General features: G+C 71.9%; 15 protein-coding genes and 1 pseudogene. 8 read left to right on the forward strand and 8 right to left on the reverse strand.

What is annotated here, in order from left to right; genetic code table 11:
• Nucleotides 1-144 precede the first annotated feature (144 nt).
• Entirely contained in the window at nt 145-654 is a 510-nt protein-coding gene (locus tag ABTX62_RS29345) for a metallophosphoesterase family protein (protein WP_352119001.1), read from the forward strand.
• Nucleotides 655-686: 32 nt separating this feature from the next.
• A pseudogene (locus ABTX62_RS29350) lies at nt 687-1,499 on the forward strand (methyltransferase domain-containing protein).
• A 98-nt stretch (nt 1,500-1,597) separates the two neighbouring features.
• Here ABTX62_RS29350 and ABTX62_RS29355 read toward each other — a convergent pair.
• From ABTX62_RS29355 to ABTX62_RS29375, 5 genes are all read right to left on the reverse strand, one after another.
• Nucleotides 1,598-2,200 carry a carboxymuconolactone decarboxylase family protein gene (locus tag ABTX62_RS29355; RefSeq protein ID WP_352119002.1) on the reverse strand — a complete coding sequence of 201 codons (603 nt, stop codon included), beginning with the start codon at nt 2,198-2,200 and terminating at the stop codon, nt 1,598-1,600.
• Between the two features lie 73 nt (nt 2,201-2,273).
• A complete protein-coding gene (locus ABTX62_RS29360; protein WP_352119003.1) occupies nt 2,274-3,326 on the reverse strand; it encodes an alcohol dehydrogenase catalytic domain-containing protein in 1,053 nt (350 codons plus the stop codon).
• Nucleotides 3,327-3,351: 25 nt separating this feature from the next.
• Nucleotides 3,352-4,359 (reverse strand): NADP-dependent oxidoreductase, encoded by a 1,008-nt coding sequence (locus ABTX62_RS29365; protein WP_352119004.1) that lies wholly within the window; start codon nt 4,357-4,359, stop codon nt 3,352-3,354.
• A gap of 179 nt (nt 4,360-4,538) precedes the next feature.
• A complete protein-coding gene (locus tag ABTX62_RS29370; RefSeq protein ID WP_352119005.1) occupies nt 4,539-4,871 on the reverse strand; it encodes a putative quinol monooxygenase in 333 nt (110 codons plus the stop codon).
• Between the two features lie 148 nt (nt 4,872-5,019).
• On the reverse strand, nt 5,020-6,126 hold the full coding sequence (locus ABTX62_RS29375; protein WP_352119006.1) for an XdhC family protein: 1,107 nt from the start codon (nt 6,124-6,126) through the stop codon (nt 5,020-5,022).
• Nucleotides 6,127-6,313: 187 nt separating this feature from the next.
• Here ABTX62_RS29375 and ABTX62_RS29380 point away from each other — a divergent pair, with 187 nt between their 5' ends.
• Entirely contained in the window at nt 6,314-8,296 is a 1,983-nt protein-coding gene (locus ABTX62_RS29380) for a GTP-binding protein (protein WP_352119007.1), read from the forward strand.
• A gap of 82 nt (nt 8,297-8,378) precedes the next feature.
• Complete coding sequence (locus tag ABTX62_RS29385; RefSeq protein WP_352119008.1) at nt 8,379-10,238, forward strand: glycoside hydrolase family 5 protein; 1,860 nt, start codon at nt 8,379-8,381, stop codon at nt 10,236-10,238.
• Here the strand turns inward: ABTX62_RS29385 and ABTX62_RS29390 are convergent.
• A complete protein-coding gene (locus ABTX62_RS29390; RefSeq protein ID WP_352119009.1) occupies nt 10,231-11,487 on the reverse strand; it encodes a YncE family protein in 1,257 nt (418 codons plus the stop codon). The two genes, ABTX62_RS29385 and ABTX62_RS29390, sit on opposite strands and share 8 nt — an antisense overlap.
• A 180-nt stretch (nt 11,488-11,667) precedes the next feature.
• Here ABTX62_RS29390 and ABTX62_RS29395 point away from each other — a divergent pair, with 180 nt between their 5' ends.
• Nucleotides 11,668-12,327 carry a TetR/AcrR family transcriptional regulator gene (locus ABTX62_RS29395; RefSeq protein ID WP_352119010.1) on the forward strand — a complete coding sequence of 220 codons (660 nt, stop codon included), beginning with the start codon at nt 11,668-11,670 and terminating at the stop codon, nt 12,325-12,327.
• Between the two features lie 903 nt (nt 12,328-13,230).
• On the opposite strand, the gene ABTX62_RS29400 is transcribed toward ABTX62_RS29395, so the two are convergent.
• Nucleotides 13,231-13,596, reverse strand: a complete 366-nt coding sequence (locus ABTX62_RS29400) for a nuclear transport factor 2 family protein (protein WP_352119011.1) — start codon at nt 13,594-13,596, stop codon at nt 13,231-13,233.
• A 173-nt stretch (nt 13,597-13,769) separates the two neighbouring features.
• On the opposite strand from ABTX62_RS29400, the gene ABTX62_RS29405 reads away from it, so the two are divergent.
• Entirely contained in the window at nt 13,770-14,057 is a 288-nt protein-coding gene (locus tag ABTX62_RS29405) for a hypothetical protein (protein ID WP_352119053.1), read from the forward strand.
• A 61-nt stretch (nt 14,058-14,118) separates the two neighbouring features.
• Here the strand turns inward: ABTX62_RS29405 and ABTX62_RS29410 are convergent, their stop codons facing one another.
• Complete coding sequence (locus ABTX62_RS29410; protein ID WP_352119012.1) at nt 14,119-15,873, reverse strand: ABC transporter ATP-binding protein; 1,755 nt, start codon at nt 15,871-15,873, stop codon at nt 14,119-14,121.
• Nucleotides 15,874-16,031: 158 nt separating this feature from the next.
• Here ABTX62_RS29410 and ABTX62_RS29415 point away from each other — a divergent pair, with 158 nt between their 5' ends.
• Both ABTX62_RS29415 and ABTX62_RS29420 read left to right on the forward strand, forming a co-directional pair.
• Nucleotides 16,032-17,120 (forward strand): S-(hydroxymethyl)mycothiol dehydrogenase, encoded by a 1,089-nt coding sequence (locus ABTX62_RS29415; protein ID WP_352119013.1) that lies wholly within the window; start codon nt 16,032-16,034, stop codon nt 17,118-17,120.
• Nucleotides 17,120-17,749, forward strand: coding sequence for an MBL fold metallo-hydrolase (locus tag ABTX62_RS29420; protein ID WP_352119014.1), 630 nt, complete (start codon nt 17,120-17,122; stop codon nt 17,747-17,749). The genes ABTX62_RS29415 and ABTX62_RS29420 overlap by 1 nt, the downstream gene beginning before the upstream one ends.
• Nucleotides 17,750-17,761 lie beyond the last annotated feature (12 nt).

The following is a 17,761-nucleotide window of genomic DNA, read 5'->3' on the forward strand; positions in this document are numbered from 1 at the left end:
GCACGTGGTCTGGTGCCGTGCATCGCAAGGCGCCGGGAAGCCCTCGTAGCGGAGCTACTAGGGCGTTTCGGCAACGCGGCGAGGTGCGGTGCCAGACCACGCGACCCGGACGGGCATAGTGAAAGGACCCCTTAGGCTGCGGATGTGCGCCTGCTCCTCATGTCCGATACTCACCTGCCCAAGCGGGCCCGGGAACTGCCCGCCCCCCTGCTGTCCGAACTGCCGCAGGCCGACGTCGTGTTCCACGCCGGGGACTGGGTCGACACGGCCACGCTCGATCTGCTGGAGGCCCGCTGCCGCAGGCTCGTCGGGGTGTACGGCAACAACGACGGGCCGGACCTGCGCGCCCGGCTGCCCGAGGTGGCCTACGCCGACCTGGGCGGGGTGCGCTTCGGCGTGATCCACGAGACGGGTCCCAGGCAGGGCCGGGAGCAGCGGTGCGCCGCCCGCTTCCCCGACCTGGACGTGCTGGTCTTCGGCCACAGCCACATCCCTTGGGACACCACGGCCCCCACCGGACTGCGTCTGCTGAATCCGGGCTCCCCGACGGACCGCCGCGCACAGCCCCACTGCACCTACATGACCGCCACCGTCGCCGAGGGGCTGCTCTCGGACGTGGAACTGCACCGGCTGGCGCCCCGTCCACGGCGCTGAACGTCCCGTCCGGGCCGTGGCGTGATCCCCGGCTGGACCAGGACGAGGGGTACCTCCTGGACAACCGGCAGGACGAGGCCGGTACGCGCTTCGACGCGCTGTCGGCCCTCTTCGACGCCTCGACGTTCCGGCACGTCGAGGAGGCCGGGATCGGCGAGGGGTGGCGGTGCTGGGAGGCCGGTGCCGGCGGGCCGGGCGTGGCGGCGTGGCTGCGCGAGCGCGTCGGGCCGGCCGGGCGCGTGCTCGCCACCGACATCGACGTGTCCTGGACCGGGGCGGCCGCCGCCGACGGCGTCGAGGTGCTCCGGCACGACGTCGGCCGCGACGCCCCTCCACCCGGCCCCTTCCATCTGGTCCACGCCCGTCCCGTGCTGGTCTCCACGTCACCGAACGTGACGCCGCGCTGCGCGCCATGATCCGGGCATTGCGCCCCGGCGGGCTGCTGCTGGTCGAGGACGCCGACCCCGCCCTGCAGCCGCTGATCTGCCCCGACGAGTACGGCCCCGGGCAGGGAACGGGCCAACCGGCTCCGGGCCGGCTTCCGCGAACCGCTGCGCCGGCGCGGCGCCGATCTGTCCTACGGGCGCAGACTTCCCCGGCTGCTGCGCGAGGCCGGTCTGGTGGACGTGGAGGCCGACGCCTGCTTCCCGGTCACATCGCCCGCCTGCGACGTCCTGGAGGCGGCCACCGTCCGGCAGGTGCGTGACCAGCTCGTCGCCGCGGGTCTCCCCACGGACGAGGAGATCGAGGGGCACCTCGCCGCCGTCGAGGCGGGACGCCTGGACCTCGCCACCTCACCGATGATCTCGGCCTGGGGCCGCAGACCGTCGGACGAGGGCACGTAGCGACGCATCCGCAGCCGGTCTCATGACGGAGGATCGCCAGCGACACCGACTCCGGCCCTTGACCCGCGGCGCGCGATCCCGTGCCGCGTGGGCCGCCCTCACCTGCCGTGTGTCTCCCCCTCCGCGAAGCCGGTGCTGTAGAAGCCGGACTCCAGTTCCACCCCGGTGGCATTCAGGAAGAACGCCAGCATCTGGTACTGGCCGACCAGCATGACGATCTCGATGAGTTCGGCGTCGCCGAAGTGTCCGGCCAGACCTTCCCAGGTCCCGTCGGACATCGTGGCATCGCCGTGCAGCTCGTCCGCAGCGCGGATCAGGAGCCTCTGGAGGTCCGCCCAGCCGGGTGCCTCAGGCCCTTCGCCGATACGGTCGATGTCCGCGTCCGTCACCCCCGCGGCCCTGGCCAGGGGGAGGTGCCGCCCCCACTCGTACCGCGCGCCGGTGTTCCACGCGGTGCGCAGGATCAGCAACTCGCGCACGTTCCCCGGCAGTCGGCCCCTGGCGAGCAACTGGCCGCCGAACGGCATGAACTGCTCGTAGAGATCGGGATGGCGCACGAGGGTGGTGAAGATGTTCGGGATCCCGCCCCCGGGGTCGTGGGGAGCGACGGCCAGCAGTTCCCGGGTCCGTGGGTCCCACTGTTCCTCGGGGAGCGGCTTCAGTCGCGGACGGGCGGGGCGGGCGGGGTGGGGCTGTGACATGGCGGCCTCCGGTTTCCGGGGGACTCACCCTAGGAGACCGGCCCGGCGCCTGGCAGTGAACGGCCGGGGTCGGTCAGCCCGTCGGGTCGAGAACGATCTTGCGGACGCCGTCGGAGCGGCCCGCGAACAGTTCGTACGCCGCCGGTCCTGCGGAGAGGGCGAAGCGGTGGGAGACCACGACCTCGGGCTTGATCCGTCCGGCACGGGTGAGGGCGAGCAGGGGAGGGAGTTCGTAGTGGACCGAGCACAGCCCGATGGCGAACTCCAGTTCCTTGACCTGCGCCAGTCCCATGTGGAACGGGAAGGCCCTGCTCTGGCTGACCCCGACGACACTGACCCGGCCGGCCTGCCGGACGGCCTTGAGGGCGAGCTCGATGGTGGCGTCGGAGCCCACGGCCTCCACTACGGCGTCCGGCCCGCGACCGGCGGTCATGTCCCGGACGGCGGTCCGTGCGTCGTCGCCCTCGACCGGCTCTACGCCCAGGCCGGCGGCGAAGGCGCGGCGCTCCGCGACCAGGTCCACGCCCAGCACCCGTGCCGCGCCCATCGCGAAGGCGGACTGCGCGGCCATGAGGCCGACCGGGCCGAGGCCGACGACCAGGACGGTCTCACCGGGCTGGATGCGGGCACGACGGCAGCCGTACCAGGCGGTGGGGGCGTTGTCCGTGAGGACGACGGCGGCCTCGTCGGAGATGTCCTCGGGCAGGTGCACCAGATTGACATCCGCGCAGGGCACCGCCAGGGCCTGGGCCTGGCTGCCGGGGAGCTTCGGGCCGACGCCGTAGCAGAGCTCCGTGCTCGACGTGGCGCGCTCGCATCGGGCGGTGAACCCGGCCGCGCACTGCCGGCACCGCGCACAGCCGACGGAGGCGGGCACCAGGACCCGGTCGCCGGGCTTGAAGCGGGTGACCTGGTCGCCGGTGTCGACGACCACGCCGACGCACTCGTGCCCCGGGGTGTAACCCAGTTCCGGGCTGAACGCGTTGCCGCCGTAGAGGTGCAGGTCGCTGCCGCAGATGCCGGCCGCGGTCACCTGCACCACCGCGTCGGTGGGGCTGGTGACGGCCGGGTCGGGGACGTCCCCGTAGCGGATGTCGTGACGGCCGTGGTAGGTCAGTGCCTTCATCGGATCTCCCCTCCCCTCGGTCCGGTCAGTCCGCGATCTTCAGCACCAGCTTGCCGTGGTTGTCACCACGGAACAGGCGCATCAGGGTCTCCGGGAACGCCGCGACCGAGCCGGACACCACGTCCTCCAAGGACTTCAGCCGCCCCTCCGCCCGCCAGGCGGCCATCCGCGCCATGCCCTCCCCGTACCGTTCGGCGTAGTCGAACACCACGATGCCCGTCATGGAGGCACGGTTCACCAGCAGCGACAGGTAGTTGGCGGGGCCTTGCGGCTTGGTGCTGTTGTACTGGGAGATCGCGCCGCAGACCACGACGCGGGCGCCGCGCGCCAGCCGCAGCAGCACGGCGTCCAGCACGTCGCCGCCGACGTTGTCGAAGTACACGTCGACGCCGTCGGGAGCGTGCTCGCGCAGAGCCTTGCGCACGTCCTCGCTCTGGTAGTCGATCGCGGCGTCGAACCCGAACTCGTCCACCACCAGGCGGCACTTGGCCTCGCCTCCGGCGATGCCGACGACCCGGCATCCGAGGATCTTGGCGATCTGCCCGACGACGCTGCCGACGGCCCCGGCCGCTCCGGAGACCACGACGGTCTGCCCCGGCTCGGGACGCCCGACCTCGATCAGGCCGAAGTAGGCCGTCAGGCCCGACATGCCGAGCGTGCCGAGGTAGGTCGGCAGGGGAGCAGCCGCGGGGTCGACCTTGGTCACGCCGCGCCCGTCCGACACGCAGTACTCCTGCACGCCGAACGTGCCCGACACATGGTCGCCGACCGCGAACCCGGAATGCCGGGAGGCGACCACCCTCCCCACGGCGCCGGCGCGCATCACCTCGCCGATCTCCACCGGGCGGATGTAGGACCTGCCGGCGTTCATCCAGCCGCGCATCGCCGGGTCGATCGACAGGCAGAGCACCTGTACCAGGAACTCCCCGTCGCCCGGCTGCCCCGCCGGCTCCTCGACATGCTCCCAGTCGGTGGGGCGCGGCTCTCCCACGGGACGTGCGGCCAGGCGTATCTGGCGGTTGATCGTGCTCATCAGCGGCACCTCTCCTCGGCTGCATACCGTCCAGTCGGTACGGCGGTGAGCGTACGGGTGGCCTCCGTCCGAGGCAAGAGCCGGTTCGCCACGACTCACGGCTCACGCACGCGGCCGGTCACGGCTCATGCGAGCGGCCGGCCGCGCGGGCAGCCGCCTTTTCCTGTCCCGGCAGCCACCTATTCCTGTCGCGGCACGGCCATCTCTCCGAGGAGTGACCAGTCGTCCTGCGGGACGTTCGCGTTCACGATGCGCGGCGTCTCGGCCAGATGGGGAGGCAGCGTCTGCTGCGCGGTCTTGAAGTGCGCGGACTGTACGTGCGCGGCTCCGGCCTCGTCGTCGCGGAAGGCCTCGACGAGGACGTACTCCGACGGCTCGTCCACGCTGCGCGACCAGTCGAACCACAGGCAGCCGGGTTCGGCGCGCGTCGCCCGGGTGAAGTCGGCGGCGATCTCGGGCCAGCGGTCGGCGTGCTCGGGGCGGACTCGGAACTTGGCGGTGATGAAGATCATGGGGATTCCCGTCGGCGAGGTGCTGAGGTCGGTTTACGGGACCCGTTGTACCGAGTCCGATGTCCGATGTACTGATGTCCGATGTGCTGCCGGCGACACGTTCGTACGAACCCCGCTCGACGGCGACATCACCGGAGCGCTCCGGTGATCAGGAGGATCGGTGTGGGTGCACCGCCCCCTCCGTCGCGGTGAGCGGCGCACCGGTGCCGCCCCAGCGCAGCGCCACGACCTCGGCGGCCACGGACACCGCCACCTCCTCGGGCGTACGGGCCCCGAGGTCCAGGCCGACCGGTGAGCGCAGCCGGGACAGCTCGCGGTCCGTCAGACCGGCCTCGGCCAGCCGCCGCGCCCGGTCGGTGTGGGTGCGGCGGCTGCCCATCGCCCCGATGTAGGCGGCCGGGCGGCGCAGCGCCTCGGTCAGCAGCGGAACGTCGAACTTGGGATCATGTGTCAGGACGCAGATGACCGTGCGCTCGTCGGTGTCCGTGTTCCGCAGATAGCGGTGCGGCCATTGCGCGACCACCTCGACACCGTCGGGGAAGCGCCGGGGCGTGGCGAAGACCGGGCGGGCGTCGCAGACGGTGACGCGGTAGCCGAGGAAGTCCCCGATGCGGGCCACCGCCGCCGCGTAGTCGATCGCGCCGAAGACCAGCATCCGCGGCGGCGGCGCGAACGACTGCAGGAACACGCTCACGGAGTCCTCGCGGCGCTGCCCCTCGGGCCCGTAGTGCCGCAGGCCGGTGGCGCCGAGAGCGAGTTCGCCGCGGGCGTCGGAGGTCACGGCCGCGTCCAGGCCGCTCGCGCCGAGCGTGCCGGCGGTCCCGTCCGGCCGGACCACGAGCGCCGCGCCGCGCCGGGCCGGGCCGTCGGTGACGGTCGCCAGGATGACCGGCTCGCCCGCCGCGACCGAGTCCACGAGCACGCCGAAACCGGGATCCCGCTCGGGCGTGACCGCGCGCACCAGCAGCGTGATCTCGCCGCCGCAGGTCAGACCGACGGCGAAGGCGTCCTCGTCGCTGTAGCCGAAGGTCTCCAGCCGGGCCTCGCCCTCCGCGGCCGCCTCCTGCGCCAGCTCGAACACCGCGCCCTCGACACAGCCCCCTGACACACTGCCGACGACCTGGTCGTCCGGGCCCACCGCCATCGCCGCGCCCGGGTCGCGCGGCGCGCTGCGGCTGACCTGGACGACGGTCGCGAGACCGAACGGGGCCCCGGCCGCGTACCAGCGGCCCAGCACCGGGAGAACGTCACGCATGAGCCGCTCCCTTCCCTGTACGCGCGCCCCGCCGGGTACCCCGGCGGCGGCTAATTGCGTTGTCACCCTCCGTACCGATCTGCTGCACTGGAGGCGACGTCACCGAATCCGAAGGAGCTCCAGATGCGCGCAACGTCCATGTCCCCCCAGCCAGGAACGGACCTCTCTGTGAAGGACATGACGCTTCGTGCACCTGCTCAACCTTGGAATCCTCGCCCATGTCGACGCGGGTAAGACCAGCCTGACCGAGCGGCTGCTCCATTCGGCCGGGGTGATCGACGAGATCGGCAGCGTCGACGACGGGAACACCCGCACTGACACCCTCGACCTGGAACGGCGGCGCGGCATCACCATCAAGTCCGCCGTCGTCTCGTTCCCGCTCGACGGCGTGACCGTCAACCTCATCGACACTCCCGGCCACCCCGACTTCATCGCCGAGGTCGAGCGGGTGCTCGGCGTGCTGGACGGCGTCGTCCTCGTGATCTCCGCCGTCGAAGGGGTGCAGGCCCAGACGCGCGTGCTGATGCGGGCCCTCCAGCGGCTGCGCATCCCGACCCTGCTCTTCGTCAACAAGATCGACCGGAGCGGAGCACGCCACGATGAGGTGCTGCGGGAGATCTCGGCCCGTCTGACACCGGCGATCGTGCCGATGGGGACCGCCTGCGGTCTCGGCACCCGGTCGGCCCGCTTCGAGCCCCGCACCGCACCGGCCGCCGCCCTCGCCGCCGTCGACGTTCTCGCCGACCACGACGACGACCTGCTGTCCGCGTATGCCGGGAACACCGTTACGGACGCTCTGCTGCGGCGGTCCCTCGTCGCGCGGACCCGGGAGGCGCTCGTCCACCCGGTCTACTTCGGTTCAGCCGCCACGGGCGCGGGCCTGGAAGCGCTCCTGTCAGGCATCGGGGAACTGCTCCCGACGGCCCACGGGGATGCGGACGGGCCGGTGTCCGCCCGTGTGTTCAAGGTCGAGCGGGGGCCGGCGGGGGAGAAGCTCGCCTACGCCCGGATGTTCTCCGGGACCCTGCGCGTCCGCGACCGGGTCCCCTTCGGGGCGGACGGAGCCGAAGGCCGGATCACCGGCATCAGCGTCTTCGGCGACGGCACGGACACCCGCCGGGACACCGTCGCCGCCGGCCGGATCGCCCGCCTCACCGGGCTGGGCGACATCCGGATCGGTGACGCGATCGGCGAACCCCGCAAGGCCTGGGAGCACTTCTTCGCCCCGCCCACCCTGGAGACGGTCGTCGTTCCCGGCCCGGGCGTGCACCGGGGAACGCTCCACCTCGCACTCACCCGGCTCGCCGAACAGGACCCGCTGATCGGCCTGCGTCACGACGAACGCCGCCGGGAGACCTCCGTCTCCCTCTACGGCGAGGTGCAGAAGGAGGTCCTCCAGGCCACCCTCGCCGACGAGTTCGGCGTGGACGTCACCTTCCGCGAGACCACCCCGCTGTGCGTCGAACGGCTCGTCGGGACCGGGCAGGCCGTCGAGTTCGACAAGAAGGACCCGAACCCGTTCCTCGCGACGGTCGGCCTGCGCGTCGAGCCCGCGCCGGTCGGCTCGGGCGTCGCCTTCCGGCTGGAGGTGGAGCTCGGCTCCATGCCGTACGCGTTCTTCAAGGCCGTGGAGGACACCGTGCGCGAGACGCTCCTGCAGGGGCTGCACGGCTGGCAGGTCCCCGACTGCACGGTCACGATGACCCACAGCGGCTACTCGCCCCGTCAGAGCCATGCCCACCAGGGCTTCGACAAGAGCATGTCGAGCACGGGCGCCGACTTCCGCGGCGTGACCCCGCTGGTGCTGATGGAGGCGCTGCGGCGGGCGGGGACGCGCGTCCACGAGCCGATGCACCGTTTCCGCATCGAGGCTCCGGCCGACACGCTCGGCGCCCTGCTGCCGGTCCTCGCCGGGCTCACGGCCGTGCCCGAGACGACACTGAACCGGGACGACCGCTGCGTCCTGGAGGGCACGGTGCCGGCCGCCCGGGTGCACGCCCTCGAACAGCGACTGCCGGGACTCACCCGGGGCGAGGGCGAGCTGGAGAGCTCCTTCGCCCACTACGCGCCGGTCACCCACGGCACGATCCCCGAGCGCCCGCGCACCGATCACAACCCCCTGAACAGGAAGGAGTACATGGTGAACGTGACACGAAGGGTGGGCGGCTGAGGCGCTCACACCGGCCGCACCGAAACTTACTCCGGAGTCAGGGGTGTTGACGGTGTCCTGATATGGCCTGACTGTAGTGGACATGCCGACTATCCGAGCGCGTCTGCTGGTCGTCCTGGCTGTCCTCTTCGGTTCCGTGTCGGTGGCGGGTGTTCCGCCGGCCGCCGCCGAGTCCCCTCCCGGCTCCCTCTGGTTCGACGACCCCACCGTCACCGTGCGGAACGGCCGCTTCACCGATGTTCACGGCCGCGAGGTCGTACTGCGCGGCTACAACGTCTCGGGTGAGACCAAGCTCGCGGAGAACGAGGGCCTGCCCTTCGCCTCGGTCGCCGACGCCCGTACGTCGGCGACCGCGCTGCGCGCCCTCGGCGGCGGCAACACCGTCCGCTTCCTGCTCTCCTGGGCGTACGCCGAGCCCGAGCGCGGCCGGGTGGACACGGCCTACCTGGCCGCCGCCACCGGCCAGATGAAGGCGTTCCTCGACGCCGGCATCCGCGTCTACCCCGACTTCCACCAGGACCTGTACTCGCGCCACCTCTTCGACCACGACAGCTGGTACACCGGCGACGGCGCGCCCAAGTGGGCGGTGGACGCCGGGAACTACCCGGACGAGTCCTGCGGGATCTGCCTCTTCTGGGGGCAGAACATCACCCAGAACGAGGCCGTGAAGCGCGCCACGTACGACTTCTGGCACAACGCGCACGGCGTGCAGGACGCGTTCCTCACCACCGCCGAGAAGGCCATGGCCTACGTGCGGCAGCACCTGAGCGCCGACCAGTTCGAGGGCATCGTGGGTTTCGACCCCTACAACGAGCCGCACGCGGGCAGCTACGACTCCGGGCAGACCAGCCGCGCCTGGGAGAAGGACGTGCTCTGGCCGTTCTACGAGAAGTTCCGGACCCGCATGGACGCGGCCGGGTGGCGCGACAAGCCCGTCTTCGCGGAGCCCAACCTCTTCTGGAACGCCAACCTGGACTTCCAGAAGCAGGAGGGCGGTCTGCTCGACGCCGGGAAACTCGGGCCGCGCTACGTCTTCAACACCCACTTCTACGACCAGAAGGCCATCTCCGGCGTCTTCATGTGGGGCAAGGCGGCCGACGGCCAGTACACGGGCGACTTCCGCACCGTCCGGGACCGGGCCGCCGCCGCGCAGACGGCAGCGGTGGTCAGCGAGTTCGGGCACCCCCTGGCCGGCCACGTCTCCGACAAGGCGCCGACCGTCCTCAAGGCGATGTACCAGGCTCTCGACTCCCGCCTGAAGGGCGCCGACTGGTGGTCCGACCCGGCCGCCTCGGGACCCCCGCTCTCCGGCACGCAGTGGCAGTGGGACATCTACAACGGCCGCCACCGCGAGCTGATGAACGGCAACCCCGACAAGGTCCTCGCCGCCGGTGACGCCTGGAACGACGAGGACCTGTCCGCCGTACGCCTGGACGACGCGGGCAAGCCCGTGCTGCGCCAGGACGCCCGGCTCCTGGACCGCCTCTACCCGAGCGCCACGGCCGGTGAGACCGTCGGCTTCACCTACGAGGACCGCTCCCGGGACGGCTCGACGACCCTGACCTGGAACCCGGTGCCCGGTGCGCTGCCGAACGTGCAACGGCTCGTGGGGTCCGGCCAGTACGGGCTGCTGCTGTGGCGCTCGGACGGCGGCCCGGCCCCCACCGAACTGCACCTCCCGGCGAGCTTCCCGACCGCGTCCACCACGGTCGTCTCCGACCTGGGCACGGTCCACGCCCCGCCGGCCTACACCTCGGCAACCCCGGTCGGCGTGGCCCAGGAGCCCGGCGGCACGGGAAGCCGCCGCCTGCTGCTCCGCGCGCCGGACTCGGGGGTCCTGCACTACGCGCTGGTCACCAACGGGGCGACGGCTCCCTCGGGGGAACTGCTCGCCGCGGCTCGCTCCGAACTGGCGGCGTGGGCGGCGAAGGAGGTCACCTAGCGGACGGGCTCGTCCAGTCGGCCGTCACCTGGCCGAGCCGGACGCGCTGCGGGTGGTCACCCACCGGCACGGACACGACCTTCTTCCCGGTGGCGAAGTCGATGGCCGTGACCTGGTCGGTGCCGCTCTCGGAGACCACGCAGGACCTGCCGTCACCGCTGACCGTGGCCCAGTAGGGCTTGGAGGCGGTGACGAGCGGGCCCTGCTGGAGGGTGGCGCGGTCGACGACGGTGGCGTAGTCGTCCATGGTGCCCGCGACGCACAGCTTGCGTCCGTCCGGGCTCATCGAGATGCCGTGGTGACGCGAGTCGTTGACGAAGGACGTGCGGTCGTCGCTGGTGGCCGCGTTCTTCGGCAGGGTCTTGGTGCGGGTGATCTTTTCGGCTGCCATGTCGTACTCGAAGAAGCCGTTGAAGAACGAGACCTGGAAGTACAGCTTCGACTCGTCCGGGGAGAAGACGGCCGGGCGCACCGCGTCGGAGTGGTCCTTGAGGCCGAGGGCGTCGAGGTGCGGGCGCATGTCGATGACCTTGACCTGCTTGAACGTCGTGGCGTCGACGACGGTGATGCGCCGGTCGCCCTTCGTCCAGTCCAGCCACGGGGCGTCGGTCTGGGTGTTCACGTCGCCGATCGCCATGTTGTAGATGTACTTGCCGTCCTGGCTGAAGATGTTCTCGTGCGGCTTGTCGCCGGTGCCGAACCTGCCCAGTTCCCGGCCGGAGACGATGTCCAGCACGTGCACGGTGTTGGAGGTCGACGCCGACACCGCGACCCGCTTGCCGTCGGGGGAGACCGCCATGTGGTCGGAGCGGTAACCGGACACCGGGAAGCGCCAGTTGATGCGCCCGGACGCGAGGTCGATCGACACGACGTCGGCGAAGCTCGGCCGGGAGACGACCACCGACTTCCCGTCCGGCGTGGAATACATGTCGTCGACGAGCTGGTCGTGTCCCTCGCCGACGCTGTTGCGGATCGTCATGAAGGCGATCCATCTGATCGGATCGGCGTTGATCTCCGCCATCCGCTCGGCCTTGTCGGGGACGACGTCGATACGGCCGATCTTCGCGAAGTCGCCCGTGGAGCGGATGACATCGGCGGTGCCTTCCCAGTTGTTGCCCACGAACAGCACCTCGCGCAAGGCGGCGGAGGAGCCCGGGGAGGCCGCGGTGGCGGCGGTCGTGGGAGCGGTGACGGTCAGGGCGAGAGCTGCGGCTACGGAGCACAGGTGCCGGCGTCGGACGACGGGCATGACTGCTCCCCTCTCTGCTGTGGGGTGAGCTCTGTGAGTGGAACATGCCAAAACTGAGGGCGTGGAATCTGAACACGTGTGATTTCAGACTGAACTTACTGCAAAGTAAGGAAGGGGCGGCCTTCTCCACAAGACCGCGTGCACGACAAAATCAGTGTTCGAACCACGAAGGGAGAGCCGGTGCCGGGCAGACTCAGAGCGCCGACCGGCCGCTACGGCGGTAGAACCGCCGAGGAGCGGCAGGCCGAGCGGCGCCGGCGGTTTCTCGACGCCGCGCTCCGGCTGTTCGGCGACACGCCCGGCTTCCGCTCCACCACGGTCGCGGCGCTCAGCGAGACGGCCGGGCTGTCCACGCGGCAGTTCTACGAGGAGTTCCGGACGATCGAGGACGTGCTGGCCGCCCTGCACCTCGAGGTCAACGGCTGGGCCGAGGCGGCCGTGCTGGAGGCGGCCGCGGACGCCGCGGACCTGCCGCTCGTCGAACGCGTCACGGCGATCTTCGGCGCCTACGCCGGCAGTCTCGCCGCCGATCCGCGCCGGATCCGCATCACCTTCGTCGAGATCATCGGCGTCAGCCCGCGTCTGGAGGAGCAGCGGCTCGCCCGCCGGGCCGGCTGGGTCGACCTCATCTGCGCCGAGGCCGACGCGGCCGCCGCACGCGGAGAGGCCGCGCCCCGCGACTACCGCCTCGCCGCGACGGGCTTCATCGGCAGTGTCAACGGCCTGCTGCACGACTGGAGCGCCGGCTGGGTCGACGCGACACTCGACGAGGTCGTCGACGAACTGGTCCGGCAACTGCTGGGCATCCTGTGGCCACCGGGATGGAAGCCGGAGGCGTGACGGCGGGCGCCGGGTGCGGGGGAGCCCCGCACCCGGGCCCGCATCCGCGCCCCCGTCCGGGCCCGCATCCGCGCCCCCGTCCGGGCCCGCACCCGGGCCCCCATCCGGGCCCGCACCCGGGCCCGCACCCGGGCCCGCACCCGGGCCCTCATCCGGGCCCCCATCCGGGCCCGCACCCGGGCCCGCATCCGCACCCCCATCCGGGCCCGCATCCGGGCCCGGCCCCGGGCCCCGCCCGGGGCCCGGGGCCGGTGATGCGACCGGGAGGGCCCGATCTCCGGGCGTCTGCCGGATCCGGGCGACCAACTGTCCGGGCCCCTCGGGGCGGGACGGGGCGGCTCTCCCGTCGTCTGCGGGACCGGTGGGGCCTGCCTTCCGGTCGTCGGCGGGCCGGTGGGGCCTGCCTTCCGGCCGCCTGAGGGACCGCCTGCTGCCAGGCGCCGGTCTGCCTTCCGGTCGTCTGACGGACCGGCGGGACTGGATCGGACGTGCCCGCCGAGCTGGCGCGACGTCCCGCCTCAGCCGCCCCCGCCGCACGACCCGGCCTGGCTGGGTGCCTGTCTCATGGGGCCCGGTTCGCCGACGCCCGCTGACCATGTCCGAGCGGCTGGACGCCACGGCGACGCTGCCGGACCACTGGACGCTCGGAGCGCGCGAGCGCGCGGCGCATGGCCGCGCCGAGGGGTTGTGACCGGTGGGCGGGGGACCGACCGGCTGGGCCGGGGTGGCCAGGCCCATGTGAACGATGCGCGGGTCTCCACGTGATCATGGACCCGGCCACCGGTGCCGTCCTCGGGCTGGAGAGCACCATCATGGAGCCGGAACCCGCGTTCGGCGTCGAGGAGGGCGGCGTCATGTGACGGGCGGCGGCCCGCACCGCCCGTTCCGGCAGGATGCGACCTGCTACTCGTCCCAGGCCTGGACCAGGGTCTGCTCAGCGATCTTTCCGTCGCGCAGCCCGATCATGGACTCGGACAGGACACGCACCCCGTCCGCGTACTGGCAGCTTTCGCTGTAGGCGGCCTCGTCGCCCTGGATGACGCACTGCTCCAGCTTGTGCGACATGTCGCGGCTGTAGACGTCCTCCAGCATCCGGCCGATCTCGTCCCGGCCGTGCAGGACCTTGGGATGGCTGGGCTGGGTCGTGCGGTCCACGATGCGCAGCTCGGCATCGTCGGCATACAGGGAGAGAAGGATGTCCGGATTCTGTCCTTCCACGGCCTGGCGCAGGGTCTCTCGGTCGAAGGCGGGGTCTGCCGCGGTTCCCATGATGACCTCCTTCGAAGGGCCGCGGCCCGGCGGACGCGAGCCGCGGACGGCCTCTCCTGTCGAGCGTCCCCCCGCCGGGCGGACTCGGCAAGCGCAACCGGAACGCTGGGCCTGACGGGTGAGCGGCACCGCCCGCCGGTGTCCGCCGGGGACTCGTTCGCGTTGCGCCAGGCCTGATCTCAACACGGCGTATCGTCGCCGCCGTTGGTCTCGCCGCCGGGGTCACCGGACTCGCCGCGCCGATGGCGAACGCGGCCGACGCGGAAGCCAAGAGCCCGCTCAGCCCGATGGCCATGCTCGACTCGCTGACCGTCAGCGACATCCCCGCCGAGCACAAGGACGGGATCCCGCGGCCCTCTTCGCGACTGGCCGGGCTCAACCGCCTCAACGGCCTCGACCGGCTGGACCAGGTCGTCGGCCTGGTCTCCCCGGTCTTCGGCTTCCTTCCGAACGTGCGCTGACCCGGCTGCGTGAGCGTGAGGGCCGCCCGGATCAGGGCGGCCCTCCGCGTCGTGCCCGGGCTCAGTCCGCCGTCGCCAGGAACTGCGTCGCCGCCAGCTCGGCGTAGAGCGGGTCGGTCGTCACGAGTTCACGATGGGTGCCGACGGCCCGGACCCGTCCCGCGTCCATCACCACGATCCGGTCCGCCATCGTCACCGTGGACAGCCGGTGCGCCACGACGAGCACCGTCGTCGTCCGGGCCACGTCCGCGACGGTGTCGCGCAGTGCCGCCTCGTTCACCGCGTCCAGCTGCGAGGTCGCCTCGTCGAGCAGCAGCAGCCGGGGGCGGCGCAGCAGCGCGCGGGCGATGGCGACGCGCTGCCGCTCACCGCCCGACAGCTTGGTGCCGCGGTGCCCGACGAGCGTGTCGAGGCCACCGGGCAACCTGGAGATCAGGTCGTCGAGACGGGTCGTCTTGAGCACCCGGGCGAGGGCGTCCTCGTCCGCCTCCGGATCGCCCAGCAGCAGGTTGTCCCGCAGGGAGCCCGACAGGACCGGCGCGTCCTGCTCCACATAGCCGATCGCGGCGCGCAGCCGGGTCAGCTCCCAGTCGTTCAGGTCCCGCCCGTCCAGCGTGATCACGCCCGACTCGGGGTCGTAGAACCGCTCGATCAGGGAGAAGACGGTGGTCTTGCCGGCGCCGGACGGGCCGACGAACGCCGTCATGCCCTGCGCGGGCACGGTGAACGTCACCTCGTGATGGACGGGCGGCAGGTCGTCCGCGTAGCGGAAGCGGACGTCGTCGAAGGCGAGGGCGGCGGGCTCGGCGCCGGGGGAGGGCAGCGGCGCCGCCCCGGCGGCCGGTTCGGCGGGCAGGCGCAGCGCCTCCTCGATGCGGGTGAGGGCCGCGGCGCCCGTCTGGTACTGGGTGATGGCGCCGACGACCTGCTGTATCGGGGACATCAGATAGAAGACGTACAGCAGGAACGCCACCAGCGTGCCCACGTCGACCGCGCCGGTCGCGACCCGCGCCCCACCCACGGCGAGCACCGTGATGAAGGCGATCTGCATGGCGAGCCCCGCCGTGTTGCCCGCGGCGGCCGACCACTTGGCGGCCCGTACGCTCTGCCGCCACGACTCCTGCGCCGCCTCGTGCAGCGTCCGCTCCTCGCGGTGCTCCGCGCCGGACGCCTTCACCGTGCGCAGGGCGCCGAGGATCCGCTCCAGTGAGGCACCCATGACGCCCACCGCGTCCTGCGCCTGCCGGCTCGCCTTGTTGATGCGCGGCACGATCAGCCCGAGCACCACGCCCGCGCCCAGGATCACGGCCAGGGTGACGCCGAGCAGCACGACGTCCACCACTCCCATCATCACCACCGTGGCGACGAGCGTCAGCCCGCCCGTGCCCAGGCCGACCAGCGAGTCGGTGGTGACCGCCCGCAGCAGGGTCGTGTCGGAGGTGATGCGGGCCATCAGGTCCCCGGGTTCACTGCGGTCCACGGCCGCGACGCGCAGCCGCAGCAGATACGACGACAGGGCGCGCCGCGCGCCGAGCACCACCGACTCGGCGGTACGGGTCAGCACGTACGAACCCAGCGCGCCCAGCGCCGCGTTGGCCACGACCAGCGCCGACATCGCCAGCAGGGCGCCGGTGATGGCCCGGTCGTGCGACAGGTCGTCGATCAGGCCCCGCGCCACCAGCGGCAACAGCAGCCCGGTCGCCCCGGTGACCAGCGAGAGCAGCGCGCCTGCGAACAGGGACCAGCGGTGTGGCCGTACGTATCCCAGGAGCTGCCGCCACGCGGGGGTGGCCCTCTGGGTCTCTGCGATGCTCACGGCGCTCCTTCGGCGTCGGCGGAGCGTTCAGGCTACGTCGCCGCCGGCCCGTGCGGCCTGCCCTTTCCACGCGCCGGGTGGCCGATCCGCGCCCCCTGTCGATCACTCGCGCGTAGGGTCGGAAAGGAACGAACCCGGCCGACGAAGGAGTCAGCACCATGGCCCAGGAAGTACGCGGCGTGATCGCACCCGGCAAGGACGAGCCGGTGCGGATCGAGACGGTCGTGGTGCCCGATCCGGGCCCCGGCGAGGCCGTGGTGCGGGTGCAGGCCTGCGGGGTGTGCCACACCGACCTGCACTACAAGCAGGGCGGCATCAACGACGACTTCCCGTTCCTGCTCGGCCACGAGGCCGCGGGTGTGGTCGAGACGGTCGGCGCCGGCGTCACCGATGTCGAGCCCGGCGACTTCGTGATCCTCAACTGGCGTGCCGTGTGCGGGAAGTGCCGGGCCTGTCTGCGCGGGCGGCCCTGGTACTGCTTCGACACCCACAACGCCGAACGGAAGATGACCCTCGCCTCGACCGGCCAGGAACTGTCCCCGGCCCTCGGCATCGGCGCCTTCGCCGAGAAGACCCTGGTCGCCGCCGGGCAGTGCACCAAGGTCGACCCGGGCGTCGCCCCGCAGGTGGCCGGGCTGCTGGGCTGCGGCGTGATGGCCGGCATCGGTGCCGCGATCAACACCGGGAACGTCGGCCGGGGCGACTCGGTCGCCGTCATCGGCTGCGGCGGCGTCGGCGACGCGGCCGTCGCCGGATCGCACCTGGCCGGAGCGGCGACGATCATCGCCGTCGACATCGACGACCGCAAGCTGGAGACCGCCCGCTCCATGGGCGCCACCCACACCGTCAACTCGCGCGAGACCGACCCGGTCGAGGCGATCCGCGAGCTCACCGGCGGCTTCGGCGCCGACGTCGTCATCGAGGCCGTCGGCCGCCCGGAGACGTACAAACAGGCCTTCTACGCCCGCGACCTCGCCGGCACGGTCGTCCTCGTCGGCGTCCCCACGCCCGAGATGAAACTCGAACTGCCCCTGCTCGACGTCTTCGGCCGCGGCGGAGCACTGAAGTCGAGCTGGTACGGCGACTGTCTGCCCTCCCGTGACTTCCCGATGCTGATCGACCTGCATCTGCAGGGGCGCCTGGACCTCGGCGCGTTCGTCACCGAGACGATCCAGCTCGACGAGGTGGAGAAGGCGTTCGAGCGGATGCACCAGGGCGACGTGCTGCGCTCGGTGGTGGTGCTGTGATGACCACGCGCATCCAGCATCTCGTCACCTCCGGGCAGTTCAGCCTCGACGGCGGCACCTGGGACGTCGACAACAACGTGTGGATCGTCGGCGACGACCACGAGGTGATCGTCATCGACGCCGCCCACGACGCCGACGCCATCGCCGAGGCCGTCGGGGACCGCCGGCTCACGGCCATCGTGTGCACGCACGCCCACAACGACCACATCGACGCCGCCCCCGCCCTCGCCGAGCGCACCGGTGCCGCCATCTGGCTCCACCACGACGACCTGCCGCTGTGGAAGCAGACCCACCCGGACCGCGAACCCGACGCCTGGCTGGCCGACGGCCAGGTGATCGAGGCCGGTGGCGCCGACCTGCGGGTGATGCACACCCCGGGACACGCGCCCGGCGCGGTCTGCCTCTACGACCCGGGGCTGGGCACCGTCTTCACCGGCGACACCCTCTTCCAAGGTGGCCCCGGTGCCACCGGCCGTTCCTTCTCGCACTTCCCGACGATCATCGACTCGATCCGCGACCGGCTGCTGACGCTGCCGCCCGGGACGACGGTCCGCACCGGACACGGCGAGTCCACCACCATCGGCGCCGAGGCCCCGCAACTGGAGGAATGGATCGCCCGGGGTCACTGATCGCGTGTCGCC

The organism is Streptomyces sp. NPDC096046 (assembly GCF_040303285.1).
GTDB lineage: Bacteria > Actinomycetota > Actinomycetes > Streptomycetales > Streptomycetaceae > Streptomyces.

Coding starts and splice junctions, on each gene's coding strand:
- ABTX62_RS29390 (WP_352119009.1), bottom strand. CDS start 11,487: ATGCCCGTCGTCCGACGCCGGCACCTGTGCTCCGTAGCCGCAGCTCTC.
- ABTX62_RS29415 (WP_352119013.1), top strand. CDS start 16,032: ATGGCCCAGGAAGTACGCGGCGTGATCGCACCCGGCAAGGACGAGCCG.
- ABTX62_RS29420 (WP_352119014.1), top strand. CDS start 17,120: ATGACCACGCGCATCCAGCATCTCGTCACCTCCGGGCAGTTCAGCCTC.
- ABTX62_RS29365 (WP_352119004.1), bottom strand. CDS start 4,359: ATGAGCACGATCAACCGCCAGATACGCCTGGCCGCACGTCCCGTGGGA.
- ABTX62_RS29370 (WP_352119005.1), bottom strand. CDS start 4,871: ATGATCTTCATCACCGCCAAGTTCCGAGTCCGCCCCGAGCACGCCGAC.
- ABTX62_RS29385 (WP_352119008.1), top strand. CDS start 8,379: ATGCCGACTATCCGAGCGCGTCTGCTGGTCGTCCTGGCTGTCCTCTTC.
- ABTX62_RS29355 (WP_352119002.1), bottom strand. CDS start 2,200: ATGTCACAGCCCCACCCCGCCCGCCCCGCCCGTCCGCGACTGAAGCCG.
- ABTX62_RS29360 (WP_352119003.1), bottom strand. CDS start 3,326: ATGAAGGCACTGACCTACCACGGCCGTCACGACATCCGCTACGGGGAC.
- ABTX62_RS29400 (WP_352119011.1), bottom strand. CDS start 13,596: ATGGGAACCGCGGCAGACCCCGCCTTCGACCGAGAGACCCTGCGCCAG.
- ABTX62_RS29375 (WP_352119006.1), bottom strand. CDS start 6,126: ATGCGTGACGTTCTCCCGGTGCTGGGCCGCTGGTACGCGGCCGGGGCC.